The organism is Lacibacter luteus (genome assembly GCF_004118265.1).
Taxonomy (GTDB): Bacteria; Bacteroidota; Bacteroidia; order Chitinophagales; family Chitinophagaceae; genus Lacibacter; species Lacibacter luteus.
The window spans coordinates 382,585-403,884 of the sequence record NZ_SDHW01000001.1; the positions used below are offsets into that span (position 1 = coordinate 382,585).

Annotated in this window: 13 protein-coding genes; 1 reads left to right on the top strand and 12 read right to left on the bottom strand. The window is 41.0% G+C overall.

The features are described 5' to 3' along the window. Positions 1–9: 9 nt before the first annotated feature. The 11 genes from ESA94_RS21725 to ESA94_RS01430 form a co-directional block, all read right to left on the bottom strand. Positions 10–870, bottom strand: coding sequence for a SusD/RagB family nutrient-binding outer membrane lipoprotein (locus ESA94_RS21725; protein ID WP_262708009.1), 861 nt, complete (start codon positions 868–870; stop codon positions 10–12). A 38-nt stretch (positions 871–908) separates the two neighbouring features. Further along, positions 909–1,565, bottom strand: coding sequence for a SusD/RagB family nutrient-binding outer membrane lipoprotein (locus ESA94_RS21730; protein ID WP_262708010.1), 657 nt, complete (start codon positions 1,563–1,565; stop codon positions 909–911). Positions 1,566–1,664: 99 nt separating this feature from the next. Next, positions 1,665–5,021: a SusC/RagA family TonB-linked outer membrane protein gene (locus tag ESA94_RS01390; protein ID WP_129129068.1), complete on the bottom strand. Its 3,357-nt coding sequence runs from the start codon at positions 5,019–5,021 to the stop codon at positions 1,665–1,667. A 198-nt stretch (positions 5,022–5,219) separates the two neighbouring features. Further along, a complete protein-coding gene (locus ESA94_RS01395; RefSeq protein ID WP_129129069.1) occupies positions 5,220–6,380 on the bottom strand; it encodes a FecR family protein in 1,161 nt (386 codons plus the stop codon). Between the two features lie 178 nt (positions 6,381–6,558). Further along, positions 6,559–7,110 (bottom strand): RNA polymerase sigma factor, encoded by a 552-nt coding sequence (locus tag ESA94_RS01400; protein WP_164972593.1) that lies wholly within the window; start codon positions 7,108–7,110, stop codon positions 6,559–6,561. Positions 7,111–7,562: 452 nt separating this feature from the next. Further along, positions 7,563–8,963, bottom strand: a complete 1,401-nt coding sequence (locus tag ESA94_RS01405; protein WP_240670954.1) for a c-type cytochrome domain-containing protein — start codon at positions 8,961–8,963, stop codon at positions 7,563–7,565. 100 nt (positions 8,964–9,063) lie between these two features. Further along, positions 9,064–9,999: a sugar phosphate isomerase/epimerase family protein gene (locus ESA94_RS01410; protein WP_129129072.1), complete on the bottom strand. Its 936-nt coding sequence runs from the start codon at positions 9,997–9,999 to the stop codon at positions 9,064–9,066. Between the two features lie 28 nt (positions 10,000–10,027). Continuing rightward, a complete protein-coding gene (locus tag ESA94_RS01415) occupies positions 10,028–11,536 on the bottom strand; it encodes a DUF1501 domain-containing protein (protein WP_129129073.1) in 1,509 nt (502 codons plus the stop codon). Positions 11,537–11,642: 106 nt separating this feature from the next. Continuing rightward, positions 11,643–14,411 carry a DUF1553 domain-containing protein gene (locus tag ESA94_RS01420; RefSeq protein ID WP_129129074.1) on the bottom strand — a complete coding sequence of 923 codons (2,769 nt, stop codon included), beginning with the start codon at positions 14,409–14,411 and terminating at the stop codon, positions 11,643–11,645. A gap of 157 nt (positions 14,412–14,568) precedes the next feature. Beyond that, on the bottom strand, positions 14,569–15,498 hold the full coding sequence (locus tag ESA94_RS01425) for an AraC family transcriptional regulator (protein ID WP_129129075.1): 930 nt from the start codon (positions 15,496–15,498) through the stop codon (positions 14,569–14,571). Between the two features lie 135 nt (positions 15,499–15,633). Continuing rightward, entirely contained in the window at positions 15,634–18,117 is a 2,484-nt protein-coding gene (locus ESA94_RS01430; RefSeq protein WP_129129076.1) for a bifunctional YncE family protein/alkaline phosphatase family protein, read from the bottom strand. A gap of 238 nt (positions 18,118–18,355) precedes the next feature. Between ESA94_RS01430 and ESA94_RS01435 the strand changes: the two genes are divergently transcribed. After that, a complete protein-coding gene (locus tag ESA94_RS01435; protein WP_129129077.1) occupies positions 18,356–19,699 on the top strand; it encodes a GH1 family beta-glucosidase in 1,344 nt (447 codons plus the stop codon). Between the two features lie 61 nt (positions 19,700–19,760). On the opposite strand, the gene ESA94_RS01440 is transcribed toward ESA94_RS01435, so the two are convergent. Further along, positions 19,761–21,287, bottom strand: coding sequence for a DUF5689 domain-containing protein (locus ESA94_RS01440; protein WP_129129078.1), 1,527 nt, complete (start codon positions 21,285–21,287; stop codon positions 19,761–19,763). Between the last annotated feature and the right edge of the window lie 13 nt (positions 21,288–21,300).

The window sequence follows — 21,300 nt, forward strand, 5'->3', positions numbered from 1 at the left end:
GCCTATTCGCTAATCTTTCAGTATCCACATTTTTTCATTCACATTGTCATTGCCTGCATACTGTTGTGTAAGTGCCGTTTGAAGGTTTGCCGAATTGTAGTTCAACTCATTTGATGGATACAACCAACGTACAGGAAATTGCGTATTGGGAATATTCAGATTAGAAGATGAGTTAAGAACAAAAGTTGGATAACCCGTTCTTCTGTTCTCGTACCATGCGTTGTAATTACTTCCCTGCAGAAACCCGGCAAAATATTTTTGCAGGATGATCTGGCCGATCTGTTGATCGGCAGTACCAGTTAATGCAACAGCTGGAGTTAACGGGTAAGCTGCAATGTATGCATCATCCATTTTCATGTTATGATGATAATCTGCAAGATCGGGAGTGTATTTCACTATAAATCTCATGGCATCCATAATGCCGTTTGCATAATAAGTTTGAGCAGTTGTGCCGCTGATCCATCCACGCACTGTTGCTTCTGCAAGTATGAATTGCAGTTGTGCATAACTGAACACGCTTACAGGCTCTGCATTCACAAGATTCACATAACGGCTGTTAAAATCAGAATAATCTTTCGATACACGTAACTGTTGCAGACTTGTAAAAGACGCAGATGGTTCTGCACCAACATATGCATCCCAATCGGATTGTGTTTTTCCTGCTGCAATTTTTACAGGCGAAGGTTTGGCATAATAAAACAGGCGACGATCCTGCAAGGTTTTTAACGGCTCAAGCAAAGTAGCCGTTAACATTGCATAGTTCGATTTTACGTTGGGGTTAGAACCTGCCGGTATATCCGACCATGGGTAGTTTTGTCCTGCAGTAGCATTATATGCTAATGCAAAATTATCAGCATTGGATGCCAGCAACGGCCTTGTAATAACATCATTAAAACGCTGCGCAACTTTCAGTTCGGCATCAGCTGTTTTTTATACAATTGTAATAATACATGCAATTGAAAACTGTTTGCAAGCCTGCGCCATTTATCGGCCTTTCCTCCGTAGATGGGATCGCCGTCAAAATCGGAACCTTGTGCAAATAATTGATTCGCCTGGTCAAGTTCATTTAATATTCCCAGGAAAACAGTTTTCTGCGCATCGTATTTTGGCTGTGTAATATTATCCGATTCTCCTTTTACTGCATCGGTATAAGGAATATCACCAACCTGCATTGTTGTGTGAAAAAATTGCCAGGCTCTTATAAAATGTCCAAGTGCTGTATACGATTTTTTCAATCCGTCGTTTGCAGCAAAGCCAATCATGGGAGTTACATTACGAAGTAAGGCAATACGGTTAAATGTTGTACGGCCTAACCTGTTATACTGGAGATTTTCCTGTCCTTCACCCCATGTTACATATTTGCCCAGCAGGTAAGGTTGCACAAAACCTTTCTGTGTGCTGATATCGCTTCTTGTAATACTCAGGATCATGGTTGTTGCCAGCATAGCCGAACTTACTTCTGTAGGCCGGTTTGGATTTGTATTGATCTTATCAAACTTGGTACAGCCTGTAAGCAATATCAACAATGAAAGCATGATGAGACTGTATGATTTCATCTTGTTCATAATTCGTTTTTTATTTCAGTTTAAACAGGAGCAGGTTTTTATTAATCTGCACTTATTATTTACGCTTCAAAGTCTGCTCCTTTGTAATAATGTTTGTTATCAGAACCCGATCTTTACGTTAAAACCTACTACCCGTTGAGAAGGTGCATTAAGATTTTCATCGTCAACATCAGGATCAGAAAATTTGAATTTTGTAAGTAACAATACGTTCTGTGCAGTAAGAGCTACAGATAACGTTTTTATACCTGACTTTCCGAAGAATTTTGCCGGCACACGGTAACCCGCAGAAATTTCACGGAGTTTTACAAATGTTTTCTTCTGTACACCAAAATCGCCGCCACGGAAATTCTGTGCATAGTCCTGGTAAGAAACCGGAACATCGTTGATTGCATACTTGCGTGTGTCGCTGATGATATTACCGAAGTTGTCGTATGTAACAGAACCTGAAATAACTTTTACACCTTTACCTACATAGTTCGTGAGACCATTTACTGTTTCATCATAACGGTATTGGTTATCCGATTCAGGGTTGGTACCGGTATCCCACATTTTATCGTACACGTAGTTATACATTAAACCACCAATACGTCCATCAATATTCAAACCTGCCATAAACTGACCGAATGTGAAAGTATTGATGAATCCGAAACTGAAAACAGGATCGGTATAACCATATCTTTTCCTGTAATCACTGTCAACCGGTCTTCCGTTGTTATGAATAACATTACCCTGTGCATCTGTTAACCAGTAATAGTCAAGATAATTATCAAGGCGTGCGCCTTTTTTAGTCCAGAGATCTTTTGCCGACAATGTTGAATCGAGGTCAACATAATAGCGATGTTGATTCGACCAGTTAACGGTACTGTACCATTCAAATTTCTTCTTCTTGATCAGAGAACCGTCTACGGTAATTTCAAATCCCTTACGTACATAGGTTTCTTTTGTATTAATGAGAGTTGTATTAAACCCTGATGAAGCCGGGATAGTTGAAGAAACCTGCCTGTTGAAATAATATTTATTGAAATAAGCAACATCCAGATGCAAACGTTTTTTGAAGAGATAAGCTGATGTTCCCACTTCCCATGTACGGGCAGATGTAGGAAGCAGATCGCCACCAAAAAGATTATCAGGATAACTTGCTGAGTTCATTGTATTCCACGCCAGCGTTGTTGTTGAATACAGGCGATTAGTTGCATACACTCCAGCCGGCGTTTTGAATGTTGCCCATGAACCTCTGACCTTCCACATATCAACAAAACGAGGCATTTTAATAAACTCCGACAACACTACACTTGAGCCAATTGAAGGATAGAAATAACTACGACTGTTTTTGGGCTGAGCCGATATCCAATCGTTACGACCTGTAAAATCAATGAACAAACCGTTTTTCCAGCCAATAGATGCACGGCTGTATAAACTGTTTTTCTGATAGCTTTGAAAAGCAGGTGTAATTGTAGCAGGTTCAACAGAACCATTTAATGAAAAGAAAGTGGGTGATGTTAATCCATTCCTTGTGCTTGCACTCAAGCCTTCATCTACCCAGCGGTAAATATTTGCACCTGCTATGGCATCAATACTGAACTGACCGAGTTTCTTTTCATAGCTCAGCATTACATCATCATCTGTACTCCAACCCCATGTTTTATTAATACTGTACCAGCCTCTTGCATTCCAACCACCACGTGTTGAAAAGATATTTGATGTAGGATTGCGCCATGTTTGTGTATTGCTGTATACATCGTAACCAAGACGCAGCATTAATTTTAAGTCATTCGTAAACTTGTAATTTGCCGTTACACTCGCATTGATGGTGTTTTGTTCAATACCATTCAGTTTTTCATAAGCAATGAGGTAAGGATTGTCGTACCATGCATCGTACATCCAGTTCTGTGTTTTGTTGGGAACTTTCCAATAGTTACGGTAATCACGAATGTCGTATTCAGGGCCCGTCCACATGATCAATTGATAGAGGTAGCCCTGGTTGCCATAACCCGTACCCCATATTTGTGGTGCTTGTCTGCGGCTTACACCCATACGACCTTCAAGGTTAAACTTATCACTTGCTTTGATCTCACCACTCAACGTAAAGTTGTACATGTTAAGTTTGGCATTGGGGAACTGGCCTTTGTTGTGAATGTGGTTAAATGAAGCACGGAAGCCACCGTTTTGCCCACCTTGCGCTACACTGATATTGTTATTTGTAACAATACCGGTTTGCATAAAATTCTTCAGGTTGTTTTTTCCTAGTGAAAGCATGGGACGGTTATCTTCAAACTGCATTGTTACCGGATTCCAGTCTCTTGCAGTATTACCTGCATTTAATTTTGGCCCCCACACATAATCATTATCAATCTGGCCATATTGTCCACGTCCGTAATTACTTTGTACTTCGGGAATAGCAAGAAAGCCTAATTGAAACATTGTATTGCTGTTGATGTTCACCGAAAGACCTTTGGCAGATGCTTTCTTGGTTGTTACCATCAATACACCACCGCTTGCACGTGCGCCATATAAAGCCGACGCTGTAGGTCCTTTTAATACGTTGATGCTTTCAATATCATCTGTAGGAATATCACGGAGTGTCATGTTACCATACGCAACACCATCAACCACAAGTAAGGCGCCTTCTCCTCTCAATTCAACAGTTGGACGTGCAAAAAACTCTGTTGAATTTTTGATTACAAGTCCTGACACCTGACCTGTAAGTGAAGTGGCCATATCAACCCCTTTAACTGTTTGTACAGATTCTGCTTTTACTTTTTGTACAGCATAACCCAATTGTTTCTCTTCCCGTTTGATACCAAGTGCTGTTACAACCACTTCTTCCATATTGGTTTCTTCAGGTTTTAATTTCACAGTAATATTCCCCGCTTTTGTTACGGCTATTTCTGTGGTTTGATAACCAATAAAGGAGATAATCAAAACGCCCCCAGCATCTGGAAGTTCGAGCGAAAAATTTCCACCTGCATCAGTTGATTTACCTAATGCAGATCCTTTTATTTTTACCGAGGCACCAGCTAATGGCTTTCCCTCTTCATCCGTTACTTGTCCGTTTACTTCGATTACAGCCGGAGCTGTTGACGGTGATGCAACAGGCGTTTCCACTTTTTTGTGCATTACAGTGATTGCCTTGTTTACAATTTTATAGGTCAACGGTAAATTTTCAAAACAGATAGCCAATGCTTTTTCCAATGGCGTTTCTTTTACATTGATATTGATCCTGCCAGCCTTGTTCAGTAATTCATCTTCATAAAAAAACTGGTAACCGGTTTGTTTATGAATTTGCCGGAAGATTTTTTGCAATGGAGCGTTTTTTTCGGTGAGGGTTACATTTTGTGCAAACCCACCCGCACTAAGTTGCAGACAAGCAGTTAATAACAGTACTACTGTAAGATTCATCGCTAACAGTTTTTTTCTCCAGCTGATACGGCTGATGGTTTTACGCCGCAATAACATGGAGGTTTGTTTTGATTTATTCCGATAGTGCTCCTGTGCTGGCACTGTCGGAACAAAAAGATCCGTTAAATGCATAACTTTGGTTTTTGGTTTAATGAAAGCAATCTGTCCAAGGATTGTATAATTGAGTTAATCCAAATTTTTTCCGCTTCGGGTCGCATCCGGAGCGGTTTTTTGTTTTAACCTGTTTCTTTTTTATTATTCCTGCTTTGCTAATACTGTAATATTCTTTTTTTCTATTTTAAATCTGATTCCTGCACTTTCCATAATCTTCAATACTTCCGACACGTTGTTGTCCCTGCTCACAATACCTGTAAAATGTTTATCGCCTGGTTTTCCCTGGTAATGCACATCCACATCGTACCATTTTTCAATCTGCCGCATAATATCAGTTACCTGCAAGCTGTTGAAGTTGAACCATCCGTTTTTCCAGGCCATTACTTCATCCATATCAATATTGTTTAACACCTTTATGCTCTTTACATGCCCGGGCTTTAAGGTTGCCTGCTGTCCCGGCTTAATCGCTTTCGGTTCGGTGGAACCGTCAGAAACATTCACGGCTCCTTCAAGTAAAGTCACCCGAAACAATTCTTCATCGTCGTAAGTATTTACATTAAAATGTGTTCCCAGCACCAATACTTCCATCTCATTCCGTTTTACTATAAAGGGCATTGATTTATTATGAGCCACTTCAAAATAGGCTTCACCTGTTATCTCTACTTTTCTTTCGGTGCCGGTAAATGTTGTGGGATAAGTAATGTATGAAGCAACATTTAACCATACCTGTGTTCCATCGGCAAGAAGCAATTGCATGGGCCTGCTTCCTCTTGGTACAGAAAGTTTGTTGTATTGTACAACTGCAGGCTTTGTGGTGCCGGCGGCATTGTAAGCTATCTTCCCGTCGTTGAGTTTAGCAACAGTTGCATTACCCTGCGTAGCAAATGCACCTGTTGCAGTGCTGTCAAGAATAATTGTTGTTCCATCGGCAAGCGTTAAAACTGCTTTATTTCCTGCGGGAGCAGCTATATCTTGTAAAATTTGCGGAGCAACTTCTACTGTAGTGTTATTAGTTCCGGTCGATTTAATTAACAGGTACATTCCTCCCATGCACATTACAAGAATGGCAGCCGCAGTTGCTCTAAAGAAAGCTGTTTTATAAAATGGAACAACCTTGCTGTCAGCATCCAGTTCCGCTCTTGTGCGTTCATAGAGCTGTTGTTTCACAGCTGCCAGATCTTCGTTCATTTCGGCAGAATCATCTAAAGATTCATACCATTTCTCCACCCTTGCTTTTTGTTCGGGATCAGCCTTGCCATAGAGATAAGTATGCAGTAACTGTATGCCGTTTTTTATTTTCATTGCCTTGTTTTAATGACGGAAAGATGCCGGTGCCTGTGTCCTTCTTTATTAGAATCGCAAAAAACAATCAACAGTACCGGTGTGCATCAAAGTTTTTTTTAAATAATATCAACTCAGAGATGAGCTTTGCTATGTCTTCTTACCTAAGGTTGAAAAGTGAGGATGAGTTTTTTCCTGCTCAGATCATAAACAGGCAAATGGTGGAGTAACGTGCAAGTTTTTCACGTAAACGTTTTAAAGCGATGGTCAACGTATTTTTTACCGTTTGTTCAGAAAGGTTTAAACGCATGGCTATTTCAGCAACCTGCAAGTGTTCGATACGGCTGAGACGATATACCTCACGCATCCGGTCAGGCAAATTGGCCACCTCGTTGTTAACAATCATCTGCAGCTCTTTAAATTCAAGCAACTCTTCTGTTGATACTTCTATGCGTTCCAATTCTTCAATCGATAATGGTACGGTAATTCCCTTTTTAGCTTTGCGGTAAACCTGGCTGATGATACAATACTTAAGCGCTGTAAAAAGATAAGGAGCAAGTGTGTTCTCCACTTCAATCTTATGCCTGTTACGCCACAGGCTTACAAAAACTTCCTGCACCACATCCTGTGCATCATCACTATTGCCGAGCCTGTGGAATGCTTTTTTATATAACTGTTCCCAATAACGGTTATACAGCAATTCAAAAGCAATCTGTTCATCAGTTGCTAACAGCAGTACTTTGTCTGTCAAACTCTCCGGCATTCAGCAGCAATTAATAGTGCCAAAGTAAAATATTTTGATTTGATCAACCAAAACGGAAGCAATTAATAAAAAAAGCCTCGACGATGTGCTGGAACAACATATTCTGTGTGACTGCTATAAAAGCCTGTCATCGATTGAAAAAAAATCTTTAAAAAACGAGGAGACTGACAACCAACTGACTGTATATATCGGCAAATTTTCTATGAGCAGTACCTAGGGGCAGATTTTTTTTAATAACCATTATACATAAAACTATGCAAGCGATTGCACAAGTTTATTTTGGACAGCTTGTTCGATTGCTCAAAAAATGATCAATCGTTTGCACAACAGGGATGGCCTAAATTCGGGGGAAGGTTTACAACGATTACGAATCGTCTGCTCGTTTTTATGAACTGTTATTACAACAAATCGAAAGCAGGTGGGGTTAACAGTTTTGAACCTTATTCTGCCTTGGGTTTTACAAACACCGTTGTGTCGCCTGGAAGCGTTGGCACAATATAACCACCTGTATCAATGGCTACCTTTGGTAAAGCAGTTTTTATCGCTGCATACGATTGCTTATCCACAGAAGTCTGATAGAGGTAAATGGCTTGTAAGGCTTTGATGTTTTTTAACTGCGTCAAACCATTGATGGTTACAGCAGTGCCAACCAAATTAAGTGTTTGCAGGTTGGGCAATTGTTGCAGATGAATAAATCCTTTATCGGTAATCTTTGTTTGATTCAGATCCAGGCGGGTTAATGCTTTGCATTGCGCAATAGATGTAAGCATGTCGTCTGTTACCGGTTGATTACCGAGCTTTAACCACACCAATTGTTTTTTAATGCCCAGCAACAGTTTAATGTCTTCTTCTTTTAAGTTTTGTACTGTAACAAAATTTACCAACAAATAATTACTGTTTTGTGCAACAGGCAACACAACCACTCCCCTGTCTGTAAGTTTTTTGATAGCTGCAACATCGGCCTGTTCAACAGAAGCTTCCGGCAGCTGTGGTTTTGCTTTTACTTCATTGCCTGCTGCGGTTTGCAGGCTCAACAGTAAGGGTTTTATTTTTTCTGTTTGTGCAAGGTCTTTTACTTTTTTATCGAACGACAAACCCGAATTGATCCACCAATGCAACAAGGCAATTTCTTTTTCACTTAGCTGTGGTTTTTCTTTTGGTGGCATGTGGTCTTCGTGTTGCTTGGTCAACAATAACCGTTTGATGAGTTCGCTTTCATCGGCCTTGCCTGTAATCACAACTTCGCCCTGCTTCCCTCCTTTGCTGATCCATTCAGGGCCATCAAGACGCAATTTTCCTTTTTGTTTGGCAGCATTGTGGCAGCTATAACATTTTTCTTCAAGTATTGGTTGCACCACATCGCTGTACAACACAGCTTCCTGAACATTGGCAATTCGTTTCTGTTCTTTTTTAGTTGCTGTAACAGCAATTGATTTTGTAAGATAATCAGAACCATGAGTGAGCGAACCGCCTGAATGACCTGTAATAAAAATGAGTATGGTCATTAAACCGATCGTCCATTTTACAGCATTGCTTTTTCGTGTGTAAAGAAAATAAGATACAATGGCAATTGCAGCAACCGCAAAGCCCATCCATTTATGTATGCTCACTATATCGGCTTCATAATCGCCACTAATGGATAATAAGTAACCGCTGATGCTGGAACCAACCGCACTCAACATACCAAGTAACAACGCAACGCTTGTTGCCTGTTGCAATGCTTTGTATTTTTCCCTTAACGACAAAAAATAAAATACTGCTGCAATCAACAAAATACCAATTGGCAAATGCACAAGCACCGGATGAAAACGACCAAGAAATTCTGATATAGTTAAAAGCATGATAGAAAGCTGCGAATATTTTACTTTAACTAAAGCTGATTGTTATTTTATTCTTCGAAGGATGCCCGTCAGATGAGAACCCACTCATTACTCATCACCGTCATTCATATCTCTTCCGCAACATTTGCATCATGTACACATTGATCGCCCATTGATCGGCTACCACCTGTCTTGTATAAGGCAACACCGGCATATAATTCGGCGGACCAAACTCAGTTAAGATCGTCAGTTGTTCGCCGTTTGCTTTTTTACGTTCAACAACTTTGTCCCACCATGCAAGATGTTGTTTTACCGTTGCTTCCCATTCTGGTGCACGTGGATCATTTACCTGCGGCCCTTCCTGGTGACCAACACGTGAATGGATGTGCCCTACTCTCGTCAGCGCCAGATCAACCGTTTCTTTCTGATCGGCCAATAAACTTTCATGTACATTACACCAATGCGAAATATCGAGTGTTAAATGCAGCTCTGGATTTTTTTCGATGAATTGTCGTGTGATATGTGCGGCAAATAGCATGCGTCCACGATGTGTTTCATGATAAATAGGAATGCCCGTTTCTTTTTTCTTTTGCGTAGTGTATGAAATGAATTCCTGATTTTGCTCAAACGTAAAATAATCTCTACCTGAATGGCAGTTAATGTACACTGGCTTTTGAATTCTGTTACTTGTGGCAGCATCAAGATTTTTTTTGAATGTTGCAAGATGTTCCTGCCAGTTGCTTTGTGAACCGCCACATAAAAATCCAATTTGCAAATTGTGTTTCTTCAACGCTGCGAAAAGATCGTCCTGTGCTTTTTTATCATCTGCTGGCCACCACACTTCAATACCATCGTAGCCTTCTTTTTTTGCTGCTGCACAAAACGAATCAATGTTTCCATTGAAGCCCCAGCTTGTTTGCATAAACAGCAACTTAAATTTATCGTTCGATGGAAACAATGGCTTTTCCATTTCAGCCATTGATGCAAATGGAGCCAACATGGCGGCTGCTGTTGCTGATGAAGTTGATTTAATAAAATTGCGTCGGTCTTGATTCATTGTAATGATTGGTTGTACTTGTGTGTTGTTATGCAAGAATATCGGTGATCACTTTACCGCTTACATCTGTTAAACGGAACGGTCGCCCCTGAAATTCATAGGTAAATTTTTCATGATCGAAACCAAGCTGGTTTAAAATGGTTGCCTGTATATCGAATGCTTCTGTTTTACCACTTGCAATGCTGTAACCGATCTCATCTGTTTCACCATAAGTAGTGCCGCCTTTAATACCGCCACCAGCCATCCACATACTGAATGCTTCTGCATGATGATCTCTTCCTTTAAACGGCATTTCTTTTCCGTCTCGGTTTTCCTGCATCGGTGTACGACCAAACTCTCCTCCCCAAACAACCAGTGTTTCGTCTAACAGTCCCCGTTGTTTTAAATCAAGTATTAATGCAGTCATGGCTTTGTCCACCTGTCTGCATTTATTGATCAAACCAATATCAACAGCACCATCGGCACTTGTGCCATGCGTATCCCATCCCCAATCGAACAGTTGTACAAAACGAACACCTTTCTCCACCAGTTTGCGTGCAAGCAAAACATTGTTGGCAAAACTTCCTTTGCCGGGTTGTGCGCCATACATTTCACGAATGTATTCCGGCTCATCGTTGATGTTCATTACTTCAGGAATAGAGATCTGCATCTTATACGCCATTTCGTATTGCGAAATGCGTGAAAGAATCTCCGGATCATTAAACTCTTTGTATTGTTCCTGGTTTACTTTATTGATCGCATCAATAGAAGCTTTGCGCAAATCTCTGTCAATACCTTGCGGATCGTTGATGAACAAAACAGGATCGCCTTCACTTCTGCATTGCACACCTTGATAAACACTCGGTAAAAATCCACTACCCCACACACTTTTACCTGCATCGGGATTATTACCGCCTGATGTTAACACCACAAAGCCGGGCAGATTTTGATTCTCTGTTCCCAAACCATAGGTCACCCAACTGCCGATACTTGGCCTTCCTAATCTTGCACTGCCTGTATGCATCAGCAATTGTGCAGGTGCATGATTGAATTGATCGGTTGTTACTGATTTGATGATCGACACATCATCAACTATTGTAGAAAAATGCGGTAAGTAATCACTCACCCACAAACCACTCTTGCCATGCTGTTTAAAATTTGCCTGCGGCCCCAACATCTTTGGTACACCACGAATGAAGGCGAACTTTTTTCCCTCGAGTAATGAAGGCGGACAATCCTGTCCATTCAGTTTTGCCAGCTCCGGTTTATAATCAAACAATTCCAGTTGCGACGGTGCGCCTGCCATGTGCAGGTATATAATTGATCTTGCTTTTGCAGGAAAGAACGGCATGCGTGGTGCAAGTGGATGTGCTGCATCGAACACAGGCGATGAAGCCATTCCCATGTTGTTGCCGCAACTTCCCAGCAATGAACCAAGCGCCAACGCACCAAAGCCCATGGCGCTTTCTTTTAAGAAATGCCTGCGGGTAAAGAACTGCAGTTCTTTTTGTTTTGCTTCCACAGCTAAACGTTGATTGTTTAATTCTTTTTGCGTCATAGCAATTATTTTTTGAACCACTAAGACCCGATGCCACAAAGGCTCACAAAGAAATTCTTCGTGAATCTTAGTGTCTTTCTGTCTTCGTGGTTCACCTCTTCATGGTTTAGTTTTTCGTTATCCATTCATCCAAATTCAGCATAGCATTGATCACCACCACCAATGCCGCTGTTTCAGGATTGTTGTGTTTACTATCCATGCCAATCACTTCACATGCTTTCAGTTTATCTGTATTGAATGTGTTGAGCGATTGAGTATACAGATCGGTAAGTGCTTTTAATTTCTCTTTGCTGATGGGTTTGTACATCATCTGTTCATATCCCTTGCTGATCTGTTGTGTTGCATCCTTCACTCCTTCTTGCTTTAACGTATAAGCAAAGTTTCTCGCCATATCGAGATAAGATGAATCGTTTAATGTTACCAATGCCTGCAACGGCGTATTGGTATTGATGCGTCGTGCAACACAAACATTGCGTGCAACTCCATCAAACATCATCATAAACGGATAAGGCGCACTTCGTTTCCAGAAAGTATATACTGCACGGCGATACTTATCTTCTCCTTCACTTATCTTCCATTTTTCTCCGTTGTAAGGCGTAAGCCAGATGCCTTCGGGCTGATAAGGCATTACGCTGCTGCCAAACATTTTCGGACTTAACAAACCACTCACCGCTAATGCCTGGTCACGCAATTGCTCTGCAGACAGTCGCACACGTGGCCCTCTTGCATACCATTTGTTCGACGGATCTTTTTCAATTAACTCCTTTGATGCAATGGAAGTTTGCCTGTATGTTGCTGACAATACAATTTCTTTGATGAGTGTTTTCAAACTCCAGTTATACTTATACATCAACTGCCAGGATAAATGATCGAGCAACTGTTGATGCGTAGGTGGAATACCCTGCGTACCCATATCTTCCAATGTTTCTGCAAGACCATGACCAAACAATTGTTCCCAGATGCGGTTAACAATAGTGCGTGAGACCAACGGATTTTTTTTATCGGTTAGCCACATTGCTAATCCTAATCGATTGTTTGGAGCATTCGACGACATTGAATTGAGCGATCCGGGTACTCCCGGCTTCACTTCATTTCCCTTCACCATCCAATTGCCTCTTTCAAACACATTTGAAGAACGTGCAAGATCATTTGCACCATCTAACAGTATGGGTGTAGAAGTATATTGTGTTGAACTGATGAGATCGACATATTGTTGTTTTGCTGAATCATAACCAGGTCGATCATTGCCCGGAAATGTTTGTGTAAAGTAAAACCAACTGAAGTTTGCACCGTTCTGTTCCGGCTTTTTCAGGTTGGGATTTTTATACGTTAACCACAGATCATGTATGCCATCTGTAACAGGGATTGATGCTGTTGCAACATTCCACCCCTTTGTTGTTTTCAACGATATGCTTGTAAGTAATGGCCCATTGATGCTGTCGAGATGAACACTCCACAATCCTCCTTCCACACCTGTTGCATAACGAAACATGAGTTGATTTTTTGTACGCAGATCAACATGTTTGATTCTTGTACTTCCGTTATTGCGAAGTGAAAGCCATTTGGTATCGGCTAATGCACTGTTGGTAAATTCATCGCACACAACAGAGTTAATGGCAGGCTGACCTGTTTTGACAAACCGAATGATCTCTGTTTTTTTCTCTTTCGATACATGCTTTGTTAACCATGCACTGAGTTTTTCAAACTTTACACTGTCCTCATTTTTATATTCCCGCAAAACAGGATAATCTTCATATGTGTCTTCATCACGTGTGTTATTGAAGAACGCAAGAAATTGATAATACTCTTCGTGCCTGAACGGATCGTAGGGATGACTATGACATTGAACACATGCAAACGTTGTGCCCATAAGTGTTTCCCATGTTGTGTTTACACGATCCATTACTGCGGCTGTACGATACTCTTCATTATCGGTACCACCTTCATCATTGGTCATAGTGTTTCGATGAAATGCTGTGGCAATGTATTGCGCATCGGTTGGATTGGGCAAGAGATCACCTGCAACCTGTTCAATTAAAAAAGTATTGTAAGGTTTGTCGTCATTGAACGATTGTATCAACCAATCACGATAACGCCAGATAGAACGATAGCCATCACGTTCATATCCTTTGGTATCAGAATAGCGTGCCATATCGAGCCACATGGCCGTCCAGCGTTCGCCATATTGCGGAGAAGCAAGCAAACTATCAACTAAGCGTTCATATGCACCAACACTGTTATCATTCAAAAATTGTTGCGCCAGTTTTTCCGAAGGAGGAACACCTGTGATATCCAAACTTGCACGACGTAATAATGTTGCCTTATCTGCCTCTGGTGAAGCTGTGAGTTTTTGTTCAGTAAGTTTTTCGTTGATGAATAAGTCAACATTGTTGCGTACCCACTCCGGTTTCTTAGCAGGCAACAATCCAAAGAAACGTTTTTCTCCTTTGGGCACTTCCTGTTCTTCAACCGTTGCATAGGCCCAATGTGTTCCCCATTTTGCTCCTTGCTTGATCCATGTACGCAACACATCAATTTCATTTTCAGAAAGCGGATGCTCTTTATACGGCATACGTTCTTCTTCATCTTTCAACGATAACCGACGGATCATTTCACTTGCATCCGGATCGCCGGGAATAATAGCAGGTTTACCGCTTTTTGTATCGGCTAATGCTTCTTCTCTAAACAGCAAACTGAAACCGCCCTGCTTCTTTACACCGCCGTGGCAAGAAATACATTTTTTGTTGAGGATAGGTTTTACATCGGCGTTGTAATCAATATGTCGATTGTCTTTGAACAGAAAAGCTGCAGCAGCAATCAACACTACCAATGCGGCAGTGATCAATAAGTATTTTTTACTTAAAAGACTTTTCATGACGACAAAAGCAAACGTTGGTTGATCAGTAATAACAGAACCGGCTCTTCAGCCAGCATTCCGTTTGTATTCAAATATCCTGATTTCAATGATAGAAGCCATGCATTTCCTGATGATTATGATGGACAATCTTCTGATTGCAAAACCGGAAAGTTGCTTACCTGTGATGAACGAGTACTTCCAGTTGTCTTTTCCTGCTTCTATAAATGGATGGCGACATTTCCATCAGCTTGGTAAACATTCTTGAAAAGTAATAAGGATCGTTTATGCCCAGTTCATGTGCAATTTCTTTTACCGACCGATCTGTAAACAATAGCAACTGACAGGCTTTCTGAATTTTCAACTGGTTGAAATATTCCATGGGCGGATAGCCGGTTGCCGTTCTGAACAAAGCAGAAAAATGAGAGGAAGAAAGATTGGCAAACCCGGCCAGCTCCTGCAATGTAAACACGCTGTCGATGTTTTTTTGCATATGTGCAATTACTGCGGCGATCATATTGTTTTCACGGTTCGGACTTTCGATCCTGAACTGATCTTCGTATAATAAGGAAGCCAGGAAATGATACAGCGTCATATTAATGAACCGAAGATTATCAACGCTATACCCTTTTTCGAGATTGCCGTACATCAGATCAAACAACCTGATCATTTCTTCTGCGTGTACAATATGCGGTTGTTGTGTTTTTATTTTTTGAACGAGAAGATCAACAATTGCTGTCGCCAGTTTTCCTTTAAAATGAAACCAATAAATACTCCATGGATCGTTTTCATCCGCTCCGTATTTATGTGCTGCATTTGCGGGGATGATTACAAATTGTGAGGGCAACAACAGCATATGCTTACGGTTATATTCAATCCATCCTTTGCCCTTTGTACAATAGATGAAAATGTATTGATCGCATCCATTCTTCCTGTGCACATAATGATGCCGGGCTTTAGGATAATAACCAATATCTGTTATAAACAACGGACGGATAATTGCATCACGTAACAAAATATCACGCTCAATTTTTTTGGGTAATACAATCATCCGCTGACCTTCAAAGCCTTCCTGTTTTTTAACTTGTTTTGGTTGATTTCTTGCCATGTAAAGGCAAGTTAAGAAACATAAGATAATCCATCCTTGCAGAAAACATCGTCCTGCTTTTCAAAAGAGTGCCCGTAAACTCATTCTGAAAAAAATAACCCGTTGAAATTTCAACGGGTTATTTCGGTTATAGCATTAATTATTTTTTCGTCCCCGCTTCTCTTTTTCTTCTTCCTCCTCCTCCTCATCATCCTCTTCTTTCACTTTTAAAAAAGCGCTGCGTCTTGGTGCGGGCATCGGCGAATCTTCTCCTTTTACCGTTTTCCAAACAATTTCACTGAAGATCAAATCGGGAATGCTGTCTTCTTTTTTAAAGTCGAAACTATTGCTGAGACGAGCAGTAGCTGTATTTTTTGTATTGCGGTCATTGAAGTTAATGTTCGCAGGCAATGCAACAAACGGTTTGTAATCGGCTTTTGCTGTAAATGAATTCCACATAGGCATTGCAGCAGCATCGTACTGGCTCATTGGCGGCAAACCAAGTATCAATTCCATTGTACGCAGCATGGACGATGTGGAATACATGGTATGATCTACATATCCACGTTTTACAAAAGGCCCGGCAACATAAGCGGTGGTCCTATGCGCATCTACATGATCGGGGCCATTCTGTGCATCATCTTCAACAATAAACACTGCACATTCTTTCCAGACAGGACTGTTTGATAAATACTCAACAAATAAACCAACAGCAAGATCATTATCTGCAACATGTGCAAATGGCGTTGGTCTTCCGGTGCGTTGCCCTTCTGTATGATCGTTACCAAAACGAACGGTATTAAACTGCGGAACAGCATTAACTGCAATCAGCGAATCAAACTCACGTTTCCATTGATAAAACCGGGTTGTATCCCGTATGGCGAGATCATAGCTTGCAAAATAGGGACACACATGATTCTCCAATACAGGAATATTGGGTTTACCATCATCTGCAAATTCTCCATAGGTACGATAGCTTACACCGGCACGCTTGCAATAATCCCAGATAAATCCTTTTTTCGGATTTGCAACAGCACGGTTGCCTTCGCCGGGATAAGTACCGCCTCTGCCACCATAACTGGTTACCCAGTTCTTTTCAAGATAATCAGTTGCATTTGCCGATGTACTCCAGTTATGTCCATCTGCACTGACCTCTCCATCTGCATAAAAATTATCAAGCAATACAAATTCATTCACCAACTTGTGTTGATTGGGTGTTACGTGCTTACCAAACAGCAACAGACTTGTATCGCCGTTACCGCCGGGCACATCGCTCAAAACCTGATCGTATGTTCTGTTTTCTTTAATAAGATAAAACACATACTTAATCGGCGATACACCACCAACCTTCATTGGTATAGGATTGCCAGCCTCACCTGCAGCATTCATTTCTTTTTCCTTGCTGTAAGGCGTATTGGTATAAACTGCTTTTGAATAAACAGCCAGTGTTGCATCGTTGGGCTCATCAACTATCAAAAGTGTTCCTTTCATTAAACCACCAATATATCCCGAACGAACCCGTACAGTCGTATCGCCAACATGGTGTTCAACTGTCTGTTCAGGTTTTGTTGGATTAGGCCCTGTTGGATTTGCAAAAGATGAAAAACCTTTTCCGTTTGCAACAAACAATTTCTTACCGATCACTTTAATATTGGAAGGATACCATCCAACCGGGATAAATCCTTTTGAACGGCTCTTACCAGCATTCGCTACATCAAATACAGCCAGGCAGTTATTATCAGCATTTGCTACATATAAACTTTTTTCATTTGCAGACAGTGCAAGGCCATTCGCCGTTGATCCTGCAGGCGCATCAGGGTACAATGCTGTATTGAGTACTTCCAATACTTTGCGTTGCTTAACATCAATAACGGAAACACTGTTATCGTTTGCATTGGCAACAAACAGCAACGAACCTTTCTTGTTCAGCAATAATTCGTTCGGGTTATCTCCTACCGGAATCCTTGTATCGATGCTGCGGTTAACTGTATTAAAAACAATTACAGCATCACCGCCCCACGAGGAAATGTAAAGCTCTTTCTTATCTGGCGACAGGATACATGCATACGCTTCGTTCTCCAAATTTTGTTGATGCAGAATTTTCTTTGTTGTCAGATCTACTACATACAACGCATTATTTTCTTTTGTTACAACATACAGCAGTCCTGCTTTATCGTCCAGCGAGATACCTGCAGGCGAAATTTTTACCGGCCACTTTTTACCTAAGACAATACTGTCTGTCAGTTTCAGTTTATTATTATTAATGCTGTATTGTAGTATCCAGTTATCGTTTCCGCCCGATGCATACAAAAATTTTTCATCGGCACTGAATGCAAGACCGTACCACGATTTTGGAATAATGATACTGTGCAATATTTTTTCCGATTTCGGATCAATCAATTGAATACTCTGTACGCTTTGTCCATTGTTTGTAACAGCTATATACTTCTGCGTTTTTGAAACGGCAATATTCAACGGCAGATCACCCAGCGGCAACATTCTTCCTGCAGGAGACAAATGCCAGCCATTCGGCAAACGCACTCTCGATTTATTTAATTGCTGCTCAAGCGTTGAACTTTGCTGGGCAAAAAGCGTTTGACCGATAATAAGAAGACTGAAAAGAAATTTAACTGATCGCATGATAAAAGATTATTTAGAACCTGAATATTCCCGACCTCAATGTCAACCGAAAGGTAGTAAACATTATGAAAGCCGGATGAATGTTGTGTGCATTAAACTGCAGTGTGACTGCTTACTGCTGTTTTAAAATTTGCTGCAATTTGTACAAACCTGCAAAACAACAATTGCAGTTCGTAAAAGATATTAATTCGTTAACATAGCAATGACATAGAATCGGCAACTTCGCTAAAATATTTTCTTGCAGCACACAGCATCAGCGTTTGGTAAGGATTTTTTATGGGGTGTAGCCATTGCTGCTGCACAAAACGAAGGCGCCTGGAATACCGATGGCCGTGGCCCTTCTATCTGGGATGTATTTGCACGCCGTCAGGGTAAAATAAAAGGAGGCGGCAAACCAACCGACAACTGCGATTTTTATCACCGTTACAAAGATGATCTTCTGCTCGTAAAAGCTTTAGGCTTCAACGTATTTCGCTTTTCGTTCTCGTGGAGCCGCATTTTTCCCGATGGCATTGGCAAAGTAAATAAAGAAGGCGTTGCATTTTATCATAAGTTGATCGATGAATGTTTGCAACTCGACTTAATTCCTTTTGTTACGATCTATCATTGGGATCTGCCGCAGGCATTACAGAAAGAAGGCGGCTGGACAAGTGTACACATGCTGAAATGGTTTACCCGTTATGCAACTTTTTTAGCAGAAGAATTTGGCAGCAAAGTAAAACACTGGATCGTATTGAATGAGCCGATGGGTTTTACTTCGCTTGGATATATGCTGGGCAAACATGCACCGGGCAAAACAGGATTGGAAAACTTTTTTCCGGCTATTCATAACGCTGTGCTTGCACAAGCCGAAGGTGGACGTATTGTTCGAAAACATGTGCGCAATGCAGTGATCGGCACCAGTTTTTCCTGCAGCGAGGTTATGCCCTTTACAAATAAGAAAGAAGATATTGAAGCAGCAAAACGTTTGGACATTTTGCTGAACCGCTTGTTTATTGAACCAACGCTTGGCCGCAATTATCCGCATGATGATTTTCCATTGATGGATAAACTGCACATGCAAACAAAAGCATGGCGCTATACCGATCGCATGCAGTTTGATTTTGATTTCATTGGTATACAGAATTATTTCTCCGTAACGGTAAAACACAATGCACTTGTACCCTATATACAGGGAACTGAAGTAACCGCAAAAACAAGAAAGGTTCCCCATACGGCTTTGGGTTGGGAAATCAATTCCGATTCGTTTTACCGCATGCTGAAGCGTTACTGGAATTACGGTTCGGTAAAATCGATCATTGTTTCGGAAAACGGCGCCAGTTTTAAAGATGTTGTGAAGAACGGAGCGATTAACGACAATGAACGTATTGCCTATTTTAAACAATACCTGGCAGCCGTACACAAAGCAAAACAGGAAGGAGTTAAAGTGCAAGGCTATTTTGCCTGGACGTTGATGGATAATTTTGAATGGAACGAAGGCTTTAATGCACGGTTCGGATTAGTGCATGTTGATTTCAACACACAACTACGAACCATTAAAGACAGTGGTTACTGGTGGCGAAATTTCCTCTTGGCAAAATAAGTATACAAAAAGAAAAACCGGTTGAAATACAACCGGTTTTTTTATTGTTTTCACTTACAGGTTATTGCAGTTTAGTTGCTCCTTCGCCTTCTATTTCACTCAACACAGATGTTTTTGTAAGCAGAATATTATTTTGTGCTCTTGCTTTCATCCAACGGCCTAATGCAACATTATACTCCCCACCCATCTTATAAAAATAACCACGGTCTGCTGTTGTGTAGGCCATGTTAAGCGTATTCGATCCGCTTCTGTAAAAAGGTTGCTCTTCCAGTGTAATCGGATTTTTTATATCGTACCAATCAGTGTTAGCAATACGATAGCCCATAGGAGAAGGTGTTGGCGTATACAAACTTCCACCTGTAGCAACAAACAATACATCAACAGGAACAGATGCTGCTGTAACAGTTGTGCCTGCAAACACTGCAAGGCCTGATGCGTTACCGCTATTGGCAAACAATCCACCTGTTTTTGTACCAAAGCCATCGCCATTGTTTACAGTATAATCAAATGCACGGATCCAGTTTACGTTGCTGATGCTGGTTGACGATGGACCATTGATCATTTTAGTTGTACCTCCTACATAAAAGAAGGTTCCTTTTGCTGCCGTGCCCGAAGTAAGATTGATCTTATAGGTACGCATGCTGCCCGTAGCCCATCCGTTTCCGGGATAACCGGTTGGTGTGGATGCATTGGCATTGTTGGTAACAACAACTGAGAACGGTGTTGCTGCAAAATCAATATCACGGGTAGCCATAAACTGCATGTACTCATAGTTGCCGTCGCCACCTGCAACATCGCTGATGAAACCTGTAATTAAAACCGGTGCAACATCAATGGTTGAGCTTAATATAACCACATCGCTTGCTTTACGCATGTTCAATTGCGGTACTAAAACCTTATCAGCTGTTTGCTGATTAAAGACAATGCCATAAAAGTTTGCAAGAAAAGGAACTGCATTATTTGCAAAGGCTGCAGTGGAGGCTGTGTGCAGTTTCAACTCACCAAAACCATCGTTGAGTAATTTATCACCGCTCAAAACATCTGTTGGTGCAGGTGCAGGATTAAATCCACCTTTCACCACAACGATCAATGTACTTTCATATTTATCCGGATTTGCAAGTACAAGATTAGAAGGCACTCTGTTTACAGCAATTGCTTTTCCGGATGCTACTTTTGTAACTGCTGGTTCTTTTACTCCTGCAATCTGTAAAATACCGTTCTCTCTTTTTAACACAGCTCCTTCCACATCAACTATAATTGAATCGCCCGGAACATAGTTTGCAGCCGCAGCACCTAATGCAATTGAAATTCCACGCAACTCCGATAAACGACGGCGATCCTGCATTACCAATAAACCGGCAGGCATATTTCCTTCTGCATGATCGGAAACAACAACGCCTGTAATTTTCGTTGAACCATACATTTTTTTTGATGTAAGTGTTACATCGGTTCCTTTGTACAGATCACGCACATCAAACAATGCAATGTAGGGGCTGATCTTTGCACCGGGGTAGGTCTTGTCTTTTGCACAACCAGTTAACCCAACAAGTGCAGCTATAAAAAGAAAAACTATAATTATTTGTTTCATTGTTCTGTTTTTT